Origin of the sequence: Sulfurimonas sp. RIFOXYD2_FULL_34_21, assembly GCF_001830805.1 — a bacterium.
In the GTDB taxonomy this organism is placed as follows: Bacteria; Campylobacterota; Campylobacteria; order Campylobacterales; family Sulfurimonadaceae; genus Sulfurimonas.
Window position 1 is genome coordinate 80,401 of record NZ_MICH01000010.1, and the last position, 20,791, is coordinate 101,191.

A 20,791-nucleotide genomic window follows, 5' to 3' on the forward strand; every position below is an offset into this window, starting at 1 on the left:
ATTGACATTTTTACATAGTTTTACTAAAAAAATAGAATAAAAACTCTATCATTGCATACTCTTGAAAATATTAGAATCAAATATAAGGAAAAAGATGGCCGCTAAAGCAACTATTTACAAGACCGCATTAAATATTGCGGATATGGATCGTAATTATTATTCTGAGCATAATTTTACTTTAGCCAAACACCCTTCGGAAAATGAGCTGCGGTTAATGGTTCGCTTAGCGGCATTTGTATTTAATGCAGATGAAGCATTGGTCTTTTGCAAAGGTATTTCTCAAGATGATGAGCCTGATTTATGGCAAAAATCATTAGACGGGGATATTAAGCTCTGGATAGATTTAGGTCAGCCTGATGAAAAACGTATAAAAAAAGCATGCGGGCGTTCCCAGAAAGTTATAATTTATACCTATCAAGAAGGAAGTGCGTCAGCTTGGTGGAAACAGATGGAAAAGTCACTTAAGCGTTTTAACAATTTATCTGTAATACATCTTAATATTAGCCAAGATATAGAGCAGCTTGTACAAAGAACTATGACTTTACAATGCAATATAAGTGACGGTGAGCTTAGTCTGATTGATGATGAACACAATGTAACTATCGTAGAAGAAAAATATAAATAGATTTAGTTTGTTTTAGAGCCTTTTTTTAAGGCTCTAAAATGTTTTTTATTTCAGTTAAGTGATTAGTCGTTAATTGTTGTATTAAAGGTGTAAGAGCTTACTTTTCCTTCGTTATTAAATTTAATAACTAAATCTTTAGTATCTGTTTCACCTATTAAACGATATGTGTAGCGACCGTAAGTCCACATTCTTACTCCATTTTCAATACCTTTACGCCAAGGCTGTCCAAACATAGCAACAACATCATTTTGCGTTGTTTCGCCAATTTTAATTCTTTGAACTTGACTAGCATTAAAATTTGTCCCGACTCTCGCACATCCTCCCAATGTTAAAAGCGCAATTGCCATCGCCATCGCCCAAAATACTCCAACTTTTTTAATACCGTTTGTCATTTTTAATCTCCTATGTTTAATAGAGAAATCATAACATAAGTTAAGAGCAAAAAAATATATAAAGGAACAAATTAAAATTTTATAGCTATAATCTCTTATATCTGTTTTTTTAATAATTAAATTAGGAAAGTTGAAATGAAAGTGATAAAAAAGTATTTTTCTGAAATTAAAGAGTGTGTTGATAGTTACAATATTAATCTTGAGACTATACAGTCCGAGTATTCAACTGAATTTTTATATACACATGCAATTATAGAGTATAAAAAACTGTTTTTAAACCTTCTTTTATCTACATGTCAAGAAGAAATTGAAGAAAATACAAAAATAGTTGTAAACTTTACGATTGAACAAGATATATCGTATCTATTTTTATATAGTGAGCTTGTTACCGTCGTACGAAAGCTTCTTGGGACTCTTATAAATAAACATGAATTTGAATATATAGATGAAGTTAATCTCTTTTTTTTAGAGCATGAACAACAAATCACGGTTTTATATTTATACAAATTTTTAAATCAGCTAAAGCTTAAAAATGAGCTTCGATTATCACATATACAATTGATGCCTGATAAAAAGTTTATGATACATTACGAAAATCATATAAAATGGATAATCAAACTTATCGCTTATGTTCAAAAAAAAGAGTATGATGAAGATTATCCTCAGCTTAATCCTACTTTATGTGACTTTGGCAAATGGATGAAAGGTTCTTCAACCTCGTATCTTCTCTCCACATCTCACTTTAAGGCAATAGATAAGCTTCATATGAATCTGCATGATTTGGCTGCAAATGTTGTCAATTACTGCAAGGGTAAGAAATCTCATCCTGCAACTCTTATTCATCTTATGCATAGAATAGACTACTACTCGCTTGAAATCGGGAATGAGATTGCTTTTTTAAATGAGATAGAAGAGAGTGCTAAAGATCCTCTGACACATCTGCTTACTAGACGCTTATTTAATAAAATAATGCTAAGTAAAATAGAGATAGCTAAAGCTACCGGCAGAGAATTTGCTCTTATGATGTGTGATTTGGATCATTTTAAATTAATTAATGATACTTACGGACATGCGGTAGGAGATTTAGTGCTTCAACACTTTTCAAAAATATTGGAGCAAACTCTAAGAAAGTCAGACTATATTTTTCGTTTTGGCGGGGAGGAGTTTATGATTCTACTTCCTATGACAGACAGAAAAGAGACTCTTTTGCTTGCACAAAAAATCTGTGATTTAACGGCTTCCAAAGAGGTAATTATTGAGAATGTGACTATTCGTTATACGGTAAGTATAGGAACAATTACTGTTCTTGTTGATAATAATGTAGCCTCAACACAAGAGAGTATTGATAAATATGTCATTAAGGTAGATGAAAAACTTTATCTTGCTAAAGAGAGGGGTAGAAATCGCGTTGAATAAAAAAAGTGGTGGACCCTCAGAGATTCGAACTCTGGGAGGTATAACCCTCGCCGGTTTTCAAGACCGGTGCAATCGACCAACTCTGCCAAAGATCCACGTTTGTAAAAAAAGTATAAATATAAATAATTGGAGGTGCCACCCAGATTTGAACTGGGGATAGCAGCTTTGCAGGCTGCGGCCTTACCACTTGGCGATGGCACCAGTTTCAACAAAAATTTATAATAATGGTGCCCGAAGCCGGACTTGAACCGGCACACCCTTACGAGCGAGGGATTTTAAATCCCTTGTGTCTACCGATTTCACCACCCGGGCATGGGTTTTTAAAGATATCGGATATCTTTTTTTTGTTTTTTATATTTAATGGAGCGGGAAACGAGGTTCGAACTCGCGACCCCAACCTTGGCAAGGTTGTGCTCTACCACTGAGCTATTCCCGCAATTTTTTGCACTTATTTTTTTAAGTGAGCGGAATTATAGCGATTTAATTTTCGTTTGTAAAGAGTTTTTAGAAAAAAATTTAAAAAAATGGTATAATTTCATTCTTAATAGGAAATAACAACAATAGAGTTAAGGATTTTAATGAGAAGCGATACCATAAAAAAGGGCTTTGATAAGGCTCCTCACCGTTCACTGCTTCGTGCAACGGGGTTAAAAGATGAAGATTTTGACAAACCTTTTATCGGAATAGCAAACAGTTATATAGATATTATCCCTGGACACTTTTTTCTACATGAGTATGGTGAAATTGTAAAAAAGGCTATTAGGGAAGCGGGCGGAGTTCCATTTGTATTTAATACTATCGGTGTTGACGATGGAATAGCTATGGGGCATGACGGTATGTTATACTCTTTACCTTCTCGTGAAATTATTGCTGATTCTATTGAAACTGTTATGAATGCTCATAAATTAGATGCTCTCATATGTATTCCTAACTGCGATAAAATTGTTCCCGGTATGATTATGGGTGCACTCCGTGTTAATGTTCCTACCGTTTTTGTCTCAGGCGGTCCAATGCCGGCAGGGCATAAAAAAGATGGCACGGCGATAGACTTAGCAACTGCATTTGAAGCAGTAGGCGAACATGCCGAAGGCAAGATAAGCGATGAAGAACTTTATGATATAGAGTGTAACGCATGTCCAAGTGGGGGAAGCTGTTCAGGAATGTTTACGGCAAACTCTATGAATACTCTTTGTGAAGCTATGGGTATAGCTCTTCCTGGAAATGGAACTGTTTTAGCTATGACTCCTGCTCGTATAGAGATGGTTGAAAAAGCCGCTAAACGAATTGTTGAGATGGCAAAAGCTGATGACAGCAAATACAACTTGCGCAATGTTTTAAACGAAAAAGCAATTCATAATGCTTTTGTAGTTGATATGGCTATGGGTGGAAGTTCAAATACCGTGCTTCACATGTTAGCAATCGCAAAAGAGGCAGAAGTTGATTTTCCTATTGAAAAAATCAATGAAATAGCTGATAATGTTGCACATATCGCTAAGATTTCTCCGTCATTAACAACTGTTCATATGGATGATATCGATAAAGCAGGCGGTGTTAACGCGGTTATGAAAGAGGTCAGTCGCAGAGGCGGACTTCTTTATCTTGATAACCCAACTGTAACAGGTGAGACATTGGGCGAGAGAATAGCCGATGCGCATATTTTAAACGAAGCAATCATTCATACAAATGAGAATGCTTACTCAAAAGTAGGCGGACTTTCAATTTTATTCGGAAATTTGGCATTAGAAGGTGCAGTTGTTAAAACCGCAGGAATTGAGCCAAACATGCGTCAGTTTAAAGGAAAAGCAATCTGCTTTAACTCTCAGCCTGAGGCAATAACTGGAATAATGTCTCGTAAAGTTAAGTCAGGCGATGTTGTGGTTATCCGTTACGAGGGTCCAAAAGGTGGACCTGGGATGCAGGAGATGTTAGCACCCACTGCACTTATTCAAGGAATGGGGCTTGGTGATAGTGTAGCTTTAATAACAGACGGTCGTTTTTCAGGAGCAACTAAGGGTGCGAGTATCGGTCACGTTTCTCCAGAAGCTGCCGAGGGCGGTTTGATAGCTTTTATTGAAGATGGCGATGAGATAGAACTAGACGTTGATAAGCATATTTTGCAACTTAATGTAAGTGAAGACGTGCTTGCAAAAAGAAGAGCAAATTACAAACCGTATAAAAATGAGGTAAAATCTAAGTGGCTTAAACGTTATCAGCTTTTAGTTTCAAACGCTTCAAACGGAGCGGTTTTAAAAACTGAAATTTAGAGTACATGTAATTAAAAATAGATAGGAATAAAAATTTGAATGTAATAGCAATAAAACATAACGGCGAAATAATTGATTTGCAAACTGCAAAAGAGAAAGGATTTGAGGGTGAGCAGATTCATCTGGATAATTCACCTGATTCTTTAGAAGTTCTTCGTCACTCTACCGCTCACCTTATGGCTCAGGCTATAAAATCACTGTATCCGGATGCAAAATTTTATGTTGGACCTACTGTAAAAGAGGGTTTTTACTATGATTTTAAGACAAGTCAAGAGATTGGAGAGGGCGACCTTAAAAATATTGAAAAAGAGATGCTATCGTTAGCTAAGAAAAAATATGAGATAGAGAAATATGATATTTCTATGACTGAAGCTAAAGAAAAATTTAAAAATGACCATCTTAAACTTTCTGTTATGGATAGAATACCAAGTGAGAGAGTTTCTATATATAAGCAGGGTGATTTTGAAGATTTATGCCGTGGGCCTCACTTACCGAATATAGGGCTTATAAGATATTTTAAACTTACTAAAATTGCAGGTGCATACTTAGGTGGGGATTCTAAAAATGAGATGCTGACTCGTATATACGGTATTGCATTTGCGGATAAAGAGGCGCTAAAAGCATATTTAGACCAAATGGCTGAGGCTGAAAAACGTGACCACAGAAAACTCGGTAACGAGATGAAGCTTTTCACGTTCCGTGAAGAGGTCGGAGCAGGTTTTCCTATCTGGCTTCCAGCTGGTGGAAGACTTCGTGCAAGACTTGAATCACTTCTTTTTAAAGCACATAGAAAACGCGGTTATGAGCCTGTTCGCGGTCCTGAAATGCTTCGTTCAGATTTGTGGAAAACTTCAGGACATTATCAAAACTACGGCGAGAACATGTACTTTACAAATATAGACGAGATAGAGTTTGGCGTAAAACCGATGAACTGTGTCGGACATATTAAGGTATATGAAGAAGATTTACACTCATATAGAGATTTGCCGCTTAAATATTTTGAGTATGGAGTTGTTCATCGTCATGAGATGACGGGAGCTCTTCACGGGTTATTCCGTGTTCGTGAATTTACACAAGATGATGCACATATCTTTTGTAGAGCTGACCAGATTGAAGAGCAAATCATAGAAGTTGTTGATTTTGTAGATAAAATTATGTCAACATTTGAGTTTGATTATAAGATGATGATTTCTACTAAACCTGAAAAAGCAGTAGGAAGCGATGAAGTGTGGGAAATTTCTACACAGGCTTTAAAAAATGCAATGGATAAAAACGGTCTTGTTTATGAGATAGATGAAGGCGGCGGAGCTTTTTACGGACCAAAGATTGATATTAAAATTACCGATGCAATCGGGCGTGAGTGGCAGTGTGGCACAATTCAGCTGGACTTTAATCTGCCTTCTAGATTTGAATTAGAGTATAACGGTGAGAATAATGACAAAATTCAGCCAGTTATGATTCATAGAGCAATTTTAGGTTCGTTTGAGCGTTTTATTGGTATATTAACGGAGCATTACGCTGGAGAGTTTCCAATGTTTATCGCTCCGACTCAAGTTGCAATCGTCCCGATAGCTTCTACGCATAACGATTATGCTAAAGAGTTGGCAGATAAATTGATAGATTTAGGAGCAGATAGTGAAATCTACTCTAAAAATGATTCTTTAAATAAAAGAATAAGAACAGCAGAAAAAACAAAAGTGCCTATGCTTGTTGTTATAGGTGATGAAGAGGCTCAGTCTCGAACTGTTGCGATTCGTGACAGAAGAACGAGAGAACAATATAACTTAAGTGAAAGTGAATTTCTTTCGCTTATACAAACTAAAATAAATGAGGTAAATTTTTGAGCAAAAAAGACCGTGTCATAATGAATGACGATATTCGTGTACCGGAGGTGCGTTGTAATGTAGATGGAGCAGAATCATTAGGAATTATTTCTATTGATGAAGCTATGGAAAAAGCAAATGAGCTAGGTTTAGATTTAGTTCTGATTGCTCCTGATGCAAAGCCTCCTGTGGCAAAAATTATGGACTACGGCAAGTATAAGTATCAAGAAGAGAAAAAACTCAAAGAACAGAGAAAAAATCAAGTTAAAATTGATGTTAAAGAGATTAAGCTCTCTGTAAAGATTGCCGAAAACGATATTGCTTATAAAGTTAAACATGCTAGAGAGTTTATTGAGCAAGGAAAGCATGTTAGATTTCGCGTATTTTTAAAGGGTCGTGAAATGGCAAATCCGGAAGCGGCAAAAGACGTTCTTCTTAAAATTTGGCCAATGCTTGAAGATATCGCAGTTATGGATAAAGAGCCTAAATTTGAAGGGCGTTATTACAACATGTACATACTGCCTCAAAAGTAACTATAGCGATAAGGTAAGATTTAAAAACTTACCTTATCTTTATCTTGATATTTTAGCTTTTAAATCCTCTTTTTCTATTGCATCGCTTACATATTTTATAATAACTAACTTTTCAGTATCATTTATATACCACTCCGCAATATGATTACTTTCAATATTTTTAAGTTTTGACATATCAACATCATTTTGTGAAATATAAAGATGAGAATGTTTAATAGGGTTTTGAAGTCTTAGTGTCCATAAAAGCCAAAAAACTGCAACTATCGCTACAGATATGCCTATAGTTTCTCTATTACTAAATCCCAAAAGCAAGCCCGCAGTCGTACCGCCTATAAATGTCGAAAAATAAGCAGCAGAGTTTGCAATTCCAAGAGCAGCACCTTTTTGATGTACTTTTGCAAATTTTGTAATCATTGATTGAACTAACGGCTCCATCATGTTAAAAGCGATAAAAAACAGCACTACACCAATTATAAAAATTGTGCTTGAAGAGGTAAGCCCCATAATTAAAAATGAGCCTATAAACAAAGCAATAGATAGTAAAAATATCTCTTTTGGTTTATTATATTTTTCTCCAAAAACAGCTGCAGGTCCCATTGCAACTAAACCAAAAATCATAGCAGGAAGATATGCCATGTACAAATCTGATTTTTGCCATGTGAAATCAGCACTAGTAAGAATTATAGGAATAAGAACAAAAGCAATAGTCATAAGCCCTTTTTGCATAGCATTAATGATAATCATATTTAAAAGGTTAGAATCTTTTAAGATATCAGATGTTTTTGCACTTTCATGATAAGTATGCTTTATTTTTGGAGGCGTAGGCACTTTGGTGAAAAGAAGAATAATCGCAAATAAGGCAAAAATAGCCGTCAATATAAAAAGAAAAGAGATACCGTATTTAGCGCCAAGAACAGGACCTAAACCCATAGCAAGAGCAAAGCTTATAGCAATAGAAGCGCCCATTATTGCCATAGCTTTTCCTCTAATCTCCTCTTCAACAAGATCGGAAATCATAGCCGTAATAACCGAACCGATAGCACCTGCACCTTGAAGAAATCTTCCAATCATAAGAGTATATATATCTGTCGAGTAAGCACATATAATTGAACCTGCTAAAAATATCAACAAACCTACAAGTAGAGTAGGTTTTCTTCCTATTTTGTCACTCATTGCTCCAAATGGAACTTGAAATATAGCTTGAGTAAGTGCGTAACCGCCTACAACTATACCCACAAGCATAGGAGTTGAGTTCTCTAGTTCAAGTGCATAAATAGAAATAACGGGTAATACCAAAAACAGACCTAAAAATCTAAGAGAAAGAATTGCGGAGAGAGGGAATACTTTTTTAAACATTATCTACCTTAAATACTATATAATGGCGTAATTATATTTAAAAGATTGTTTACACTAACTTTGTGAAATAAAAAGTAGTGAGTTTAAAGTAAATCGTAAGGATTACATGTGAAGCTAGTATTGGCTACGTCAAACAGAGGCAAAGTTAAAGAGATAAAAGCACTTTGTAAAGATTATGAAGTTATTCCGTATAGTGAACTTATTGACGAGTTTGAGATTATTGAAGACGGCAACAGTTTTAAAGAAAACGCACTTATAAAAGCCAGAGCTGTTTTTAAGGCTTTAAATGATGAAAATGTAATAGTTTTAGCGGATGATAGCGGTATAAGTGTTGATATTTTAGATGCAAAGCCAGGAATTTATAGCGCAAGATATGCAGGCAAAGATGCAACGGACAAAGATAATTTATATAAATTAATAGAAGATTTAAAAGCAAAAGGTGTTGAGACTTCACCTGCTCATTATACCGCAGCAATAGCGATAGTTACAAAAAAAGGCGAATACACCGTTCACGGATGGATGTACGGAAAAGTTATTGCTAAGGCTATAGGTAATGGCGGATTTGGATATGATCCTATGTTTATTCCAAGTGGACATAGTAAAACTTTAGGCGAGTTAGACGATGAAGTCAAAAAGAAGCTATCTCATCGCTCAAAAGCGCTGGGTTTGGCTAAGTTAATAATAGAGAATTTTTAAATTCCATCCATTGAATTTATATGGACTTAAAATCGATTTTACATCCAAGTAATCTTTATGATTTTAAAACCATCAGTTTAGCTTGCGCAACTTCTCTTTTATTATAAAACTTTACGACTAAGTTTATAAAAAGATATTTCCAGAGCCTCAAGAATCGTTAGAAGTCTTGAATTATATCTGCCAATAGTTTGCATAAATACTCCTTTAAACTATTTCAGCAGATTTAAAGCAAATACTATTCCTTAATTGAAAAATAATAGTAAAACAACCCCGAAAATTATACGGTAAACCCCGAAAAAGACAAAAGTAAATGTTTCTAAAAATTTTAAAAAGAGCTTTATAGTAAGATATGCAACTATAAAAGATGTTACAAACCCTACGGCTAAAATAATCAGATTTGCATCGCTGAATTCATGATAATGTTTTAACATGTCATAGGCAGTAACGGCGCTCATTACTGGAAAAGCAAGTAAAAAACTAAACTCTGCACTTGCCTTTCTGCTAAGTCCTACAAGGAGTGCGCCGATTATAGTCGAACCTGCTCTGCTAGTTCCCGGAATTAACGCAAATATTTGAGCAAATCCTATTATCATAGATTGTTTTAGAGTTATCTCTTCAATATTATCAACAGTATGATTTTCTTCTTGTATAAAAAACTTCTCCACAATTAAAAAAATAATACCGCCTATGATAAACATAATCGCTACGATATTGACGCTAAAAAGCTCTTTTATTTGGGAAGAGAAAAGAAAACCTACAGTACCGATAGGCAAGAAAGCAAGAAATATTTTGGTCCATAAATTAATTTTTTTAATTGTAAATTTGTCTCTGTAATTAAGTACAACTGCTAAAATAGCCGAGAATTGGATTATGACTTCGTACGCTTTATTTATTGAGTTTTGCTCTATTGCCAAAAATTGGCTAGCTACAATTAAATGACCTGTTGAGGAGATGGGCAGAAACTCTGTAAAACCTTCAATAACGCCTAAAATAATAGAATCAAATATAGTCATTGAAGCCCTTAATTTATCTCTTTTTAAATTTTTTAGTGAAATTCTAGCATAAAAATAAAGAGTCAATTTAAGTTATTTGGATATAATGCGAGGTTTTAAATCATAATTTATTAGGAACTTTTACATGTTACTTTTTACGCCTGGACCGACCCCTGTCCCTCAAAATGTTCGTAACGCCATGAGCGATGAGACTATGCACCACCGTACACCTGAATTTGAAGCTATATTTGAAAAAACAAGAAAGCATCTATTTAATCTGTTTAAAAGCGATGAAGTTTTAATGCTCGCTTCAAGCGGAACGGGCGCTATGGAAGCAGCTGTAATAAACCTTTGCCATAACACTCTTTTAAATGTAAATTCAGGAAAATTCGGCGAGAGATTTGGAAAAATTGCTATTGCTCACGGACTTAAAAATGTAGAGATTAAAAATGAGTGGGATACGCCGGTAAGCGTTGAGGCTGTTGTAGAAGCGGTTAGAAATAACTCTAGTATCGATGCTATAGCAGTTCAGATTAGCGAATCTGCAGGCGGACTTCGCCATCCTGTTGAAGCTATTGCAAAAGCCGTAAAAGAGATAAATCCAAATATTATGATTATAGCCGACGGTATTACTGCGGTCGGCGTTGAGAAGATTGATATAACAAATATTGACTGTTTAATCGCAGGAAGCCAAAAAGCTCTTATGCTTCCTCCGGGACTTGCAATTTTGGGTCTTAGCAATGCTTCAATTGAGAAAATCGGCAAAGGGAAAGGTTACTACTTTAACCTGGCAACAGAGATAAAATCTCAAAGAAAAAACACTACAGCATGGACGGCTGCTACTACTCTTACTATCGGTCTTTTAGAGATATTAGAGACTATAGAAAAAAAAGGCGGATTGGATAAGCTTTATGCGCAGACTGCTACTAGAGCAGAAGCGGTTATATCTTCACTTCAAGCTATAGGTTTACATGTATATCCAAAAACTCCCGCTCTTTCGATGACGACGATTGATGATGAGAATGCATCACAAATCAGAAAAATTTTAAAAACCGATTTTGACGTAAACGTTGCAGGCGGACAAGACCATTTAGAGGGTAAAATTTTCCGCATAAATCAAATGGGATTGATTGCTCCATACGAGATTGCTTGGGTTGTAAACTCGATAGAGCATGCACTTAGCAAACTTGGACGCAGAGCGTATGACGGAACTGCTAACAAAGTTTTCAATGAAATATATTTTAAAGCAGATAAAAAATGATTTTAGAGCATGAAATTCCTAGCGGTTCAAAACTTTATTTTGGCAATAGCGCTAAAATAAAAAGAGAGATAGAAAAGATTGCTAGCGATATTTTATATTCCAAAGGATTTGAGGAGATTGTTACTCCAATATTTTCATATCATCAGCATAAAAGTATTGCAAATGAAAAAGAGCTTATAAAATCAAATGATGAAAAAAACAACTCAATTTCGCTTAGAGCAGATTCGACTATCGACGTTGTTAGAATCATAGAAAAGAGACTCGGGCGAAATACAGAGCATAAAAAATGGTTCTATATTCAGCCTGTTTTTCGTTATCCTACAGATGAGCAGTATCAAATCGGCGTAGAGTTTATGGGTGAAAATAAATTATCGTCTGTATTAAATATCGCAATTGATATTTTTGATAAACTAGATGTAGAGCCTCTTGTTCAGATATCTAACATGATGATTCCAAAGTTATTGGTTGAGAAGTTTGACGAACTAACGCTTGATGATTTTAGACATGTAAATATAGAGAAATTTTTAAACCTAAAAGTAGAATGGCTGGAAAAACTTGTATATCTTCAACATGTAGAGCAGGTTGAAGAACTTCTTGAGATAGTTCCAAACGAGATTAAAGAAGAGCTGGTAAAGATGAAAAATCTAAGTGCGGCATTAACATGTAAGAAGAGCGTGCTCGCACCGATGTACTATGCAAAAATGCTTTATTATGATGAACTTTTTTTTAGAGTAATCGATAAAAACGAAGTATATGCCAGAGGCGGAAGATATAAAAATTCAGAGCTGAGTTCTGTCGGTTTTGCAATTTATACAGACGTATTGATAGAAACAAAAGCGAAGTAGAAGAGGAAGATAATGAAAGCGGATTTAATAGTAGGCATACAGTGGGGCGATGAGGGGAAAGGCAAAATAGTCGATAGATTAGCTTGTGAATATGATATGGTATGCAGAAGCCAAGGCGGGCATAATGCTGGTCATACAATCTGGGTTGATGGTGTTAAATATGCACTTCACTTAATCCCTTCGGGCGTACTCAATCCCAAAGCTATAAACATTGTAGGAAACGGCGTTGTTCTCTCCCCGGAATCTATTATTAAAGAGATGACTCAATTTGAAGGTTTAGAAGGACGTCTTTTTATATCAGATAAAGCTCATTTAAATCTGCCTTATCACTCTTTGATAGATCAAGCAAGAGAAAAGCTAAAAGGCGATAAAGCAATCGGTACGACAGGCAAGGGAATCGGGCCTGCATATTCAGATAAGATTAATCGCATCGGAGTAAGAGTCGGCGAACTTTTAAATCCTGCAAAACTTTGCAATTCTATTATGGATTATTTTGAACAAAATAGAGCGATTTTTGATATTTTAGAAATTAAAACTCCAAATAAAGAGGAGCTTTTAAATGAGCTTGAGGGCTATAAAGTTAAACTTGCTCCTTTTATTACGGATACAACTCAAATGCTTTGGAGAGCGCTTGATGAAGAGAACAAAAGAGTTCTGTTAGAAGGCGCGCAAGGAACTATGCTTGATATCGACCATGGAACTTATCCTTATGTTACTTCAAGCTCAACCGTAAGTGCGGGTGCGTGTACGGGTCTAGGAATAAATCCAAAAGATATAGGTAAAGTAACGGGAATAGTAAAAGCGTACTGTACCCGTGTCGGAAACGGCCCATTTCCTAGTGAAGATTTGGGAGAAGACGGTAAGAGACTCGGAAAGCAAGGACATGAGTTTGGAACTACGACCGGACGTGCAAGAAGATGCGGCTGGTTCGATGCCGTTGCATGCAGATATGCAAGCCGCCTAAACGGGTGTGATGAGTTGGCTCTTATGAAACTTGACGTACTCGATGGGTTTAGTGAAGTAAAAGTTTGTGTTGCTTATGAGCTTAACGGGCAAGAGATAGATTATTTACCTGAAAATTTAGATGATGTAAAACCGATTTACAAATCATTTAAAGGGTGGGATAAATCTGCAGGTGCAAGAAAATTTGAAGATTTACCTATTGAAGCTCAAGAGTATGTTAAAGTTATTGAAGAGATTACAAAAACAAAAGTAGGTATAATATCTACATCTCCGGAAAGAGACGATACGATTATTTTATAGAGGATATCTTTGTGAAAACACGCTTTAGCCCGCTTGTAAAACTTAAAAAGAATAGTATGCAAAAGAGTGAGCAGTTTTTACAAAAAGCAAATGCCAATTTAAATAGTGCTAAAACAGCTCTAGAGTTGTCGTATGTTTTATTAAAAGATATTGAGTCTCCAAAAAACGGTACAATTGGAGATATGTTGGCTTCAAGAACACTGTTCCATTCCCAAAGAGAAGTTATAAATCATAATAAGGGGTGGGTTGATTTCGCCGCCAATCAAGTAGAACAGGCAAGAAAACAGTTAAAACTTGATATGATAGAGCATGAAAAATTTCAATACTTAGAGCTTCAAGAGATAAAGCAGGAGCTAAAAAAGGTAAAAGCCAAAGAATCAAAAGATTTAGATGAGGTGGCATTAATGACATTTATAGGGAAAAATAGATGATAAAACTATTTTTGGCTGCTACATTTACGGTAATTTCTTTAAATGCGTTAGAAACAAGTGATAAGCTGTTTGAGTGTACGGAGATTTTTAAAGCTAGAAAAAGTGAGCTTCTTGTGGAGCTTGAGAGAATTGATGAACAAAAACAGGCATTAAGTGCACTTAAAGTTGCAACTGAAGAGTTATTAAAAAAAAGAGAGACAAAGTTATCTCAGGATGAAGAAGTAGTTAATAAAAAACTAAGCGAAATTACTTCAAAAGAGGAATCCGTAAAAAAAATGCTCCAAAAAAATGAGGAGATTTTAAAAGAGATAAAAGATGTAAAAATGAGCAAAATCGCAGAAACTTTTGCAAAGATGAAAGCGGCAAATGCAGCAACTGTACTCTCTGAAATGAACCCGCAAGAGGCCGCTGCAATACTTACCTCGCTAAAACCCAAAACAGTAGGAACAATTTTGAGCAAAATTGATGCAAAGAAAGCATCTGAACTAACATTGCTTTTATCTAAATAATTTAATATAACTACTCTTTGTAAACAACATTTTAAAAAATTCAGCTACTATGAAAAAATACTTTTTTAGGATATTTATATTATGTTGAACAATATGAGTTTTTATAAATTTATGCATAAGCAGATAATTGTTCTATTATATCTATTTGTCAGTACGGGTCTTACATATGTAGTTATCGGTCATCTTTACTCATCTTATTTGCCTGAGATAACTTGGTATATTTTTATGTTGTTATTATCACTTTGGGGATATAGGCTTTATAAAGAGTACTCTATAAATAACTATAGCATAGATGAAAAAGAGAGATGGCTTAATAGACTAAGATATTTTCTCTTTATCTATTTTTCCGCATGGACGGTAATGTTTTTTACTTATGTCTCACGTGATATTATAGAACTTCATTACATTGCTATAACCACTCAGTTAGGCGTATCCGTAGTATCCGCAACAATTCTAGTTTCTGAAAAAAAATTAGCTCTTTTTATTCTAACTACTTCTATGCTTCCGCTAACTGTATATCTGATATTAGTCGGTGAACCTTATAGCTATTTTATTGCATCATTGACATTCGTATTAGGCTGGGTTCTTCTTTATGCATCAAGAAATACATATAACTATCTTCAAAAAAGCCAATTTCAAGCATATCATGATTATTTAACAAAACTTGGAAATAGACGTTATTTTATAGAGTTGCTTGAAGATGCTATTAAAATTCAAAAAAGTGACAATAAGTACATGTATCTACTATTAGTTGATTTGGATCATTTTAAAACTATTAATGATACATTAGGACATGATATAGGCGACATGCTCCTTATCGAAGCCGCAAATAGAATGAACAAGCTGGCAAAAATACATAAAGCAACTATTTCTAGGTTGGGAGGAGATGAGTTTTGTATATTGAGTTCTACATGTAAAAGCAAAGAAGAGTCATTAGAAAAGGCAAAAAAGTTTGCACAAGAGATGCTTGATACAATTAAACAGACATACTTTATTGCTGGACACCATCTCTACATTAGTTCAAGCATAGGAGTCAGTATCATAGACAACCCAAATATGACCGCAAACACTTTTATAAAAGAGGCTGATATTGCTATGTATGAAGCAAAATCTGAGGGAAGAAACGGTATTACAGTTTTTAATAATGAACTTTCTATAAGGATTGAGCGAAAGTTAGAGATAGAACGATTGTTACATTTTGCCATAGAGAACAATGAGATATCACTTAAATATCAACCTCAATTAAACTACAAGAATGAGGTTATCGGTTGTGAGGTGCTTGCTAGATGGCATAACGAAAAGTTGGGAAATATAGGACCTGATGAGTTTATCCCTATTTCAGAGCAAACGGGCTTTATTATTGAGCTTGGATATTTCATACTTGAAGAAGCTTTTAAAGCATTTAGCGACTGGGATAAAAAAGGGGTGTCTTTAAACCAGTTGTCAATAAATGTAAGTATGAGACAAATGTTTTGTATTGATTTTGCAGATAATGTAGTAAAGCTATCAAAAAAGTATTTAAGTCAAAAATTATGTTCTAAAGTAGTATTTGAAATGACTGAAACCAGTGTCGCTCAAGATATTAATAAATTAGTAGAGATAATGCACAAAATAAAAAAATGCGGTATCCGTTTTTCAATGGATGATTTCGGCACAGGTTATTCATCACTCAGTTATCTGCGTCAAATTCCGATAGATGAACTAAAAATTGATAAATCTTTTATCGGAGAGATTGATAAAACTAATAAAAGCGTAAATATGATAAAAACAATACTAAATATTGCAAAAAATTTTGGTTTAAGCATAGTAGCGGAAGGTGTTGAAACGCAGATGCAGAAAGATTTTTTAATTAAAGAAAAATGTGACATATTGCAGGGTTACTATTTTTTAAAACCGGTTGATAAAGTTGATTTTGAAAAATATCTGACAACTATTAAAAATCAATAATTAGTATATTTATAATAACACTATTTTTAAATAAATAATTTTATTATAATCGTAAACTAACCTTACTTATTGTAAAATATACAAATTTATTTTATACAAGCAAGGTCTATCGATGAAAATATCATTAAAAACTATACCTCATATATCCAATAAAATTGCAATAGACCTAAATAAAAGTGGTGTTGTTACTATGACAAGAGGGCTTGAACCAGTTATGCAAGAAGCTCAAAAAGTATTAGCTCATAATGTAAAACAAGAGATTGCTCTTGAAGAGAAAGTAAATGAAATTTGTCAGGCAAATGAAGAGGAGATAGAGTTTAATCTAGTCGATGAAAGACAACTTTTCTTTATGATAAAGAAAAAATTGGCTCCTGAGTTTGACATTATTTTAAATTATGAAGAGCGCTATTCGGATCTTTCTCATAAAATTTTGGATGAGTTGTATGAAGAGGATTTAATTCATTTCGACGTTACGGAAAACCGTATCAAAAATATTATCTATAATGCAATAACATCTTTTATAGCTGAATCTTCGCAACTAGATAATGTAATAATGGACAAGATTAAAACATATAAGAAAAGGTACATTCCTGGTACTGACGAGTTTGATATATTGTATGAAAAATTATATAAAGAAGAGATGATAAAGAGAGGTATGGAGTAAATGAGTATGGAACTATCTAAAAATAAAGTCTGGATATATCTTGAAAATGGAACTTTTTTAGAGGCTAATAGCTTTGGTGCCAAAAATACGGTAGTCGGGGAGATTGTTTTTAATGTTTCTATGAGCGGATATCAAGAGATTATGTCTGATCCTTCTTATGCAGGACAATTTGTAACATTTACAATGCCTGAGATTGGAAATGTCGGCGTTAATAAAGAGGATATGGAAAGCAAGGCCGCTCATGCAAAGGGGATGATTGTTAGAAAATATCAAGAGAGATACTCTAATTTTAGAGCTGAGGGTTCATTAGCTAATTTTTTAAAAGAGCAAAACGTTATGGGTATATGTGATATAGATACAAGATACCTTACAAAAATGCTAAGAAACGAGGGTGCTATGATGATGATAGCATCTACCGAAATTAGCGATAAAGCCGAACTAAAAAAGATTTTGGAAAATAGTCCTAGAATAGAAGATGTAAACTATATAGAACAAGTTAGTACTAAAACTGCGTATAAACACACGCAATCAACATATAACGATAGAACTTTTGAGTATGATGCTGCTCCTGTTGCAGAGGCAAATATAGTAGTTTTAGATTTTGGCGTTAAAACAAATATACTAAATGAGTTAGTAGGTGCAAAAATCGGTGTTGAAGTTATACCGAATAATTTTAGTGCAGAAAATCTTATAAAAAGATACAACGACAAAGAGATTGACGGTGTCTTTTTGTCAAACGGACCAGGAGATCCGCTTGTACTAAAAAATGAACAGGATGAAATAAAAAAACTAATAGCTGCAAAAATTCCAATGTTTGGAATCTGTCTTGGTCATCAACTTTTATCTATAGCACACGGCTATGATACGTTTAAGCTAAAATTTGGACATCATGGCGGAAATCAACCCGTTAAAAATGTCAAAACAGGATTAGTTGAGATTACGGCTCAAAATCATAACTATAATGTTCCACAAAATATCGTAGAGATTGCAGAAGTTACTCATATCAATCTTTTTGATAACACTATCGAAGGGTTACGTTATAACGACTCTCCAATTTTCTCTGTTCAACATCATCCGGAGTCTAGTCCCGGTCCAAAAGAGAGCAGATACATCTTCAACGAGTTTTTATCTTTAATAAAAAGATAAAAACTTCCCTTATTTATAACAACTTATTGTTAATATAGTATTAAGTAAATATTAAAAAGCAGCAAATTTTTTAAATTTGTCAAAAATTTGTCAAAAATTAAGAATTCTTAAACATTTATACTGTTACTATATCAATGTTAATTAGTTTAATAAATTTAGCTAAATTTAATTAGACATAATTGCTTTGAATCTTTAAGGAGGCTATATATGGAAAATCGTCCATTAGAGTACGACTACACAGTCGCAAAGATGTTCATGTTAACAACAATCATTTTAGGGATTGTTGGTATGCTCATCGGTGTAATTTTAGCATTTCAACTTGCTTTTCCAGGGGTTAATACAATCTTGGGAGAAGGACTAGCTGAATATACTAACTTTAGTCGTCTTCGTCCACTGCACACAGATGCAGTTATATTTGGGTTTACGTTAAGTGGTATCTTTTCTACTTGGTATTATGTTGGTCAACGTGTATTGAAAGTGTCTATGGCAGAATCAAAACTGCTAATGGGTCTCGGTAAAGTACATTTTTGGCTCTATCTTGTAGTTGTAGCGGCAGTTGTTGTTTCTCTTTTTGCAGGTGTAACTACTTCAAAAGAGTATGCTGAATTTGAATGGCCTATAGATATTGCAGTTGTAGTAGTATGGGTAATTTTTGGTATGAGTATTTTTGGTCTTATCGGTATTCGCCGTGAAAAATCACTCTATATTTCTATCTGGTACTATATTGCTACTTTCTTGGGTATAGCTATGCTTTACCTTTTCAATAACATGGAGATACCTACTATATTAGGTCAAAGTGCTGCCGGTGAGAGTGGAATAGGTGCATGGTATCATTCTGTTTCTATGTATGCAGGTACAAATGATGCGCTTGTAGAGTGGTGGTACGGGCATAATGCCGTTGCATTTGGTTTTACTGTTCCTATTGTTGCTATGATTTACTACTTTTTACCAAAAGAGTCGGGACAAGCTATCTATTCGTATAAGCTTTCATTATTATCTTTTTGGGGATTAATGTTTGTTTATTTATGGGCAGGCGGACACCATCTTTTATATTCAACTGTTCCTGATTGGATGCAGACAATGGGTTCGATTTTTTCAGTTATATTGATTCTTCCGTCTTGGGGCTCAGCTATCAATATGCTTCTTACAATGAAGGGTGAATGGCAACAAGTTGCTGCTTCTCCGTTAATCAAATTTATGATACTAGGTTCGACATTTTACATGTTCTCGACATTAGAAGGTCCTATACAAGCAATTAAATCAGTTAACGCAATTGCACACTTTACTGACTGGATTGTCGGTCACGTGCATGACGGTGTCCTTGGATGGGTTGGCTTTATGATTATGGCAGCTCTATTTCATATGGCTCCGCGCGTATTTAAAAGAGAGATTTACTCTAAATCTTTAATGGCAGCGCAGTTTTGGATTCAAACTTTAGGTGTAGTTCTGTACTTTACTTCTATGTGGATTGCAGGTATAACTCAAGGTATGATGTGGCGTGCGCATGATGAGTTTGGTAATTTAGCTTACTCATTTATTGATACTGTAACAGTTTTACACCCATATTATACTATTCGCGGTGTAGGCGGTCTATTATATCTAGTTGGTTTTTTAATGTTTGCATATAATATTTATAAAACTATGTCTGCTCGTCCTGTTGAAGAACATGAGCTACAAAATGCTTCGCCTATGGGCGCTTAACAGAAAGGATAAAATATGTTTCATTGGTTAGAAAAACATCCGTTCTTTTTTGCGGTAGGTGTGTTTTTGGCAATTTCGTTTGCAGGCTTGGTTGAAATACTTCCAAACTTTGCTCAAGCAGCTCGTCCGGTTATCGGTACTGCTCCATATTCGACATTGGAGTTGGCAGGTCGTCATGTGTATATAAAAAACAGTTGTAATGCATGTCATTCACAACTTGTTCGTCCGTTTAAATCAGAAACTGACCGTTACGGTCACTATTCATTAAGCGGTGAATATGCTTATGATCGTCCATTTTTATGGGGTTCAAAAAGAACCGGTCCAGATTTAATGCGTGTTGGTAACTATAGAACTACTGATTGGCATGAAAATCATATGAAAAATCCTGCTTCTGTTGTTCCGGGTTCTATTATGCCGGCATATCGCTGGATGTTTACAAATAGTGCTGATATAGATACTGCGTATGCAGAACAGTTAACGGTAGCACAATTTTTCTCTGTTCCTTACAATGAGCCTGTTCCTATGAAAGATGGGTCTAGCAAAGTTGTAAAAATGGGTAAAAGTATAGCTGATGCAAAAGCTATCGCTTTGGAAGAGGCAAAAGTTATTGCTGAAGATATGAAAGATCAAGATGTTAAAGATGCGGTTGCTCGCGGCGAGATTCCTGAAATAGTTGCAATAATTGCATATTTGAATAGTCTTAAGTAGAGGTTTAAAGTGGATATTGCACAACTTCAAGCTTATGGATACTTTGGATTAACTATATTCCTTGTAATTGTATTGTATGGTTATATATACCATTTATATACGGCAAAGAAAGATGTTGATGGAGTTGACTATGAAAAATACAGCAATATGGCACTTAAAGATGATATAGATGATACTCCGGTATCATCAGTATCAGACGATAAAGAGAAATAGGAGAGA

Annotated in this window: 20 protein-coding genes and 4 tRNA genes; 17 read left to right on the top strand and 7 right to left on the bottom strand. The window is 34.7% G+C overall.

Annotated features, from left to right (window positions below):
- Positions 1-94 precede the first annotated feature (94 nt).
- Positions 95-625 (top strand): YaeQ family protein, encoded by a 531-nt coding sequence (locus tag A2530_RS06045; protein WP_294885058.1) that lies wholly within the window; start codon positions 95-97, stop codon positions 623-625.
- Positions 626-687: 62 nt separating this feature from the next.
- Here the strand turns inward: A2530_RS06045 and bamE are convergent, their stop codons facing one another.
- On the bottom strand, positions 688-1,017 hold the full coding sequence (gene bamE, locus A2530_RS06050) for an outer membrane protein assembly factor BamE (RefSeq protein WP_294885057.1): 330 nt from the start codon (positions 1,015-1,017) through the stop codon (positions 688-690).
- Between the two features lie 135 nt (positions 1,018-1,152).
- Here bamE and A2530_RS06055 point away from each other — a divergent pair, with 135 nt between their 5' ends.
- Entirely contained in the window at positions 1,153-2,433 is a 1,281-nt protein-coding gene (locus tag A2530_RS06055; protein ID WP_294885056.1) for a sensor domain-containing diguanylate cyclase, read from the top strand.
- 6 nt (positions 2,434-2,439) lie between these two features.
- Here A2530_RS06055 and A2530_RS06060 read toward each other — a convergent pair.
- From A2530_RS06060 to A2530_RS06075, 4 genes are all read right to left on the bottom strand, one after another.
- Positions 2,440-2,528: transfer RNA gene (locus tag A2530_RS06060), tRNA-Ser, on the bottom strand.
- A gap of 32 nt (positions 2,529-2,560) precedes the next feature.
- A tRNA-Cys gene (locus A2530_RS06065) sits at positions 2,561-2,634 on the bottom strand.
- A 24-nt stretch (positions 2,635-2,658) separates the two neighbouring features.
- A tRNA-Leu gene (locus tag A2530_RS06070) sits at positions 2,659-2,745 on the bottom strand.
- Between the two features lie 49 nt (positions 2,746-2,794).
- Positions 2,795-2,869, bottom strand: a tRNA-Gly gene (locus tag A2530_RS06075).
- Between the two features lie 142 nt (positions 2,870-3,011).
- Here A2530_RS06075 and ilvD point away from each other — a divergent pair.
- From ilvD to infC, 3 genes are read left to right on the top strand one after another with little or no spacing between them, the layout of a single operon-like run.
- Entirely contained in the window at positions 3,012-4,697 is a 1,686-nt protein-coding gene (gene ilvD, locus A2530_RS06080) for a dihydroxy-acid dehydratase (protein WP_294885055.1), read from the top strand.
- 35 nt (positions 4,698-4,732) lie between these two features.
- A complete protein-coding gene (gene thrS / locus A2530_RS06085) occupies positions 4,733-6,541 on the top strand; it encodes a threonine--tRNA ligase (protein ID WP_294885054.1) in 1,809 nt (602 codons plus the stop codon).
- Positions 6,538-7,053 carry a translation initiation factor IF-3 gene (gene infC, locus A2530_RS06090; RefSeq protein ID WP_294885053.1) on the top strand — a complete coding sequence of 172 codons (516 nt, stop codon included), beginning with the start codon at positions 6,538-6,540 and terminating at the stop codon, positions 7,051-7,053. Before thrS ends, infC begins: the two co-directional genes overlap by 4 nt.
- A 39-nt stretch (positions 7,054-7,092) precedes the next feature.
- Here infC and A2530_RS06095 read toward each other — a convergent pair whose 3' ends face one another.
- Positions 7,093-8,409: an MFS transporter gene (locus tag A2530_RS06095; RefSeq protein ID WP_294885052.1), complete on the bottom strand. Its 1,317-nt coding sequence runs from the start codon at positions 8,407-8,409 to the stop codon at positions 7,093-7,095.
- 108 nt (positions 8,410-8,517) lie between these two features.
- Between A2530_RS06095 and rdgB the strand changes: the two genes are divergently transcribed.
- On the top strand, positions 8,518-9,105 hold the full coding sequence (rdgB, locus tag A2530_RS06100) for an RdgB/HAM1 family non-canonical purine NTP pyrophosphatase (protein WP_294885051.1): 588 nt from the start codon (positions 8,518-8,520) through the stop codon (positions 9,103-9,105).
- A gap of 242 nt (positions 9,106-9,347) precedes the next feature.
- On the opposite strand, the gene A2530_RS06105 is transcribed toward rdgB, so the two are convergent.
- Positions 9,348-10,118 (bottom strand): undecaprenyl-diphosphate phosphatase, encoded by a 771-nt coding sequence (locus tag A2530_RS06105; protein ID WP_294885050.1) that lies wholly within the window; start codon positions 10,116-10,118, stop codon positions 9,348-9,350.
- 124 nt (positions 10,119-10,242) lie between these two features.
- Here A2530_RS06105 and A2530_RS06110 point away from each other — a divergent pair, with 124 nt between their 5' ends.
- The 11 genes from A2530_RS06110 to A2530_RS06160 all read left to right on the top strand — a co-directional run bounded on the left by A2530_RS06110 (position 10,243) and on the right by A2530_RS06160 (position 20,785).
- Positions 10,243-11,358: an aminotransferase class V-fold PLP-dependent enzyme gene (locus tag A2530_RS06110; protein ID WP_294885049.1), complete on the top strand. Its 1,116-nt coding sequence runs from the start codon at positions 10,243-10,245 to the stop codon at positions 11,356-11,358.
- Positions 11,355-12,203 (top strand): ATP phosphoribosyltransferase regulatory subunit, encoded by an 849-nt coding sequence (locus tag A2530_RS06115; protein ID WP_294885048.1) that lies wholly within the window; start codon positions 11,355-11,357, stop codon positions 12,201-12,203. The genes A2530_RS06110 and A2530_RS06115 overlap by 4 nt, the downstream gene beginning before the upstream one ends.
- 9 nt (positions 12,204-12,212) lie before the next feature.
- On the top strand, positions 12,213-13,466 hold the full coding sequence (locus A2530_RS06120) for an adenylosuccinate synthase (protein WP_294885154.1): 1,254 nt from the start codon (positions 12,213-12,215) through the stop codon (positions 13,464-13,466).
- An 11-nt stretch (positions 13,467-13,477) separates the two neighbouring features.
- A complete protein-coding gene (locus A2530_RS06125; RefSeq protein WP_294885047.1) occupies positions 13,478-13,897 on the top strand; it encodes a flagellar export protein FliJ in 420 nt (139 codons plus the stop codon).
- A complete protein-coding gene (locus A2530_RS06130) occupies positions 13,894-14,406 on the top strand; it encodes a PDP protein (RefSeq protein WP_294885046.1) in 513 nt (170 codons plus the stop codon). The genes A2530_RS06125 and A2530_RS06130 overlap by 4 nt, the downstream gene beginning before the upstream one ends.
- A gap of 81 nt (positions 14,407-14,487) precedes the next feature.
- Positions 14,488-16,353 (top strand): bifunctional diguanylate cyclase/phosphodiesterase, encoded by a 1,866-nt coding sequence (locus tag A2530_RS06135; protein WP_294885045.1) that lies wholly within the window; start codon positions 14,488-14,490, stop codon positions 16,351-16,353.
- Between the two features lie 112 nt (positions 16,354-16,465).
- Positions 16,466-17,017: a DUF507 family protein gene (locus tag A2530_RS06140; RefSeq protein ID WP_294885044.1), complete on the top strand. Its 552-nt coding sequence runs from the start codon at positions 16,466-16,468 to the stop codon at positions 17,015-17,017.
- The gene (carA, locus tag A2530_RS06145) at positions 17,018-18,163 is read left to right on the top strand and encodes a glutamine-hydrolyzing carbamoyl-phosphate synthase small subunit (RefSeq protein WP_294885043.1); all 1,146 of its coding nucleotides are present in this window, start codon (positions 17,018-17,020) and stop codon (positions 18,161-18,163) included.
- A gap of 207 nt (positions 18,164-18,370) precedes the next feature.
- A complete protein-coding gene (ccoN, locus tag A2530_RS06150; RefSeq protein ID WP_294885042.1) occupies positions 18,371-19,864 on the top strand; it encodes a cytochrome-c oxidase, cbb3-type subunit I in 1,494 nt (497 codons plus the stop codon).
- Positions 19,865-19,879: 15 nt separating this feature from the next.
- The gene (ccoO, locus tag A2530_RS06155; protein ID WP_294885041.1) at positions 19,880-20,572 is read left to right on the top strand and encodes a cytochrome-c oxidase, cbb3-type subunit II; all 693 of its coding nucleotides are present in this window, start codon (positions 19,880-19,882) and stop codon (positions 20,570-20,572) included.
- A gap of 9 nt (positions 20,573-20,581) precedes the next feature.
- A complete protein-coding gene (locus A2530_RS06160) occupies positions 20,582-20,785 on the top strand; it encodes a cytochrome c oxidase, cbb3-type, CcoQ subunit (protein WP_294885040.1) in 204 nt (67 codons plus the stop codon).
- Positions 20,786-20,791: the final 6 nt, after the last annotated feature.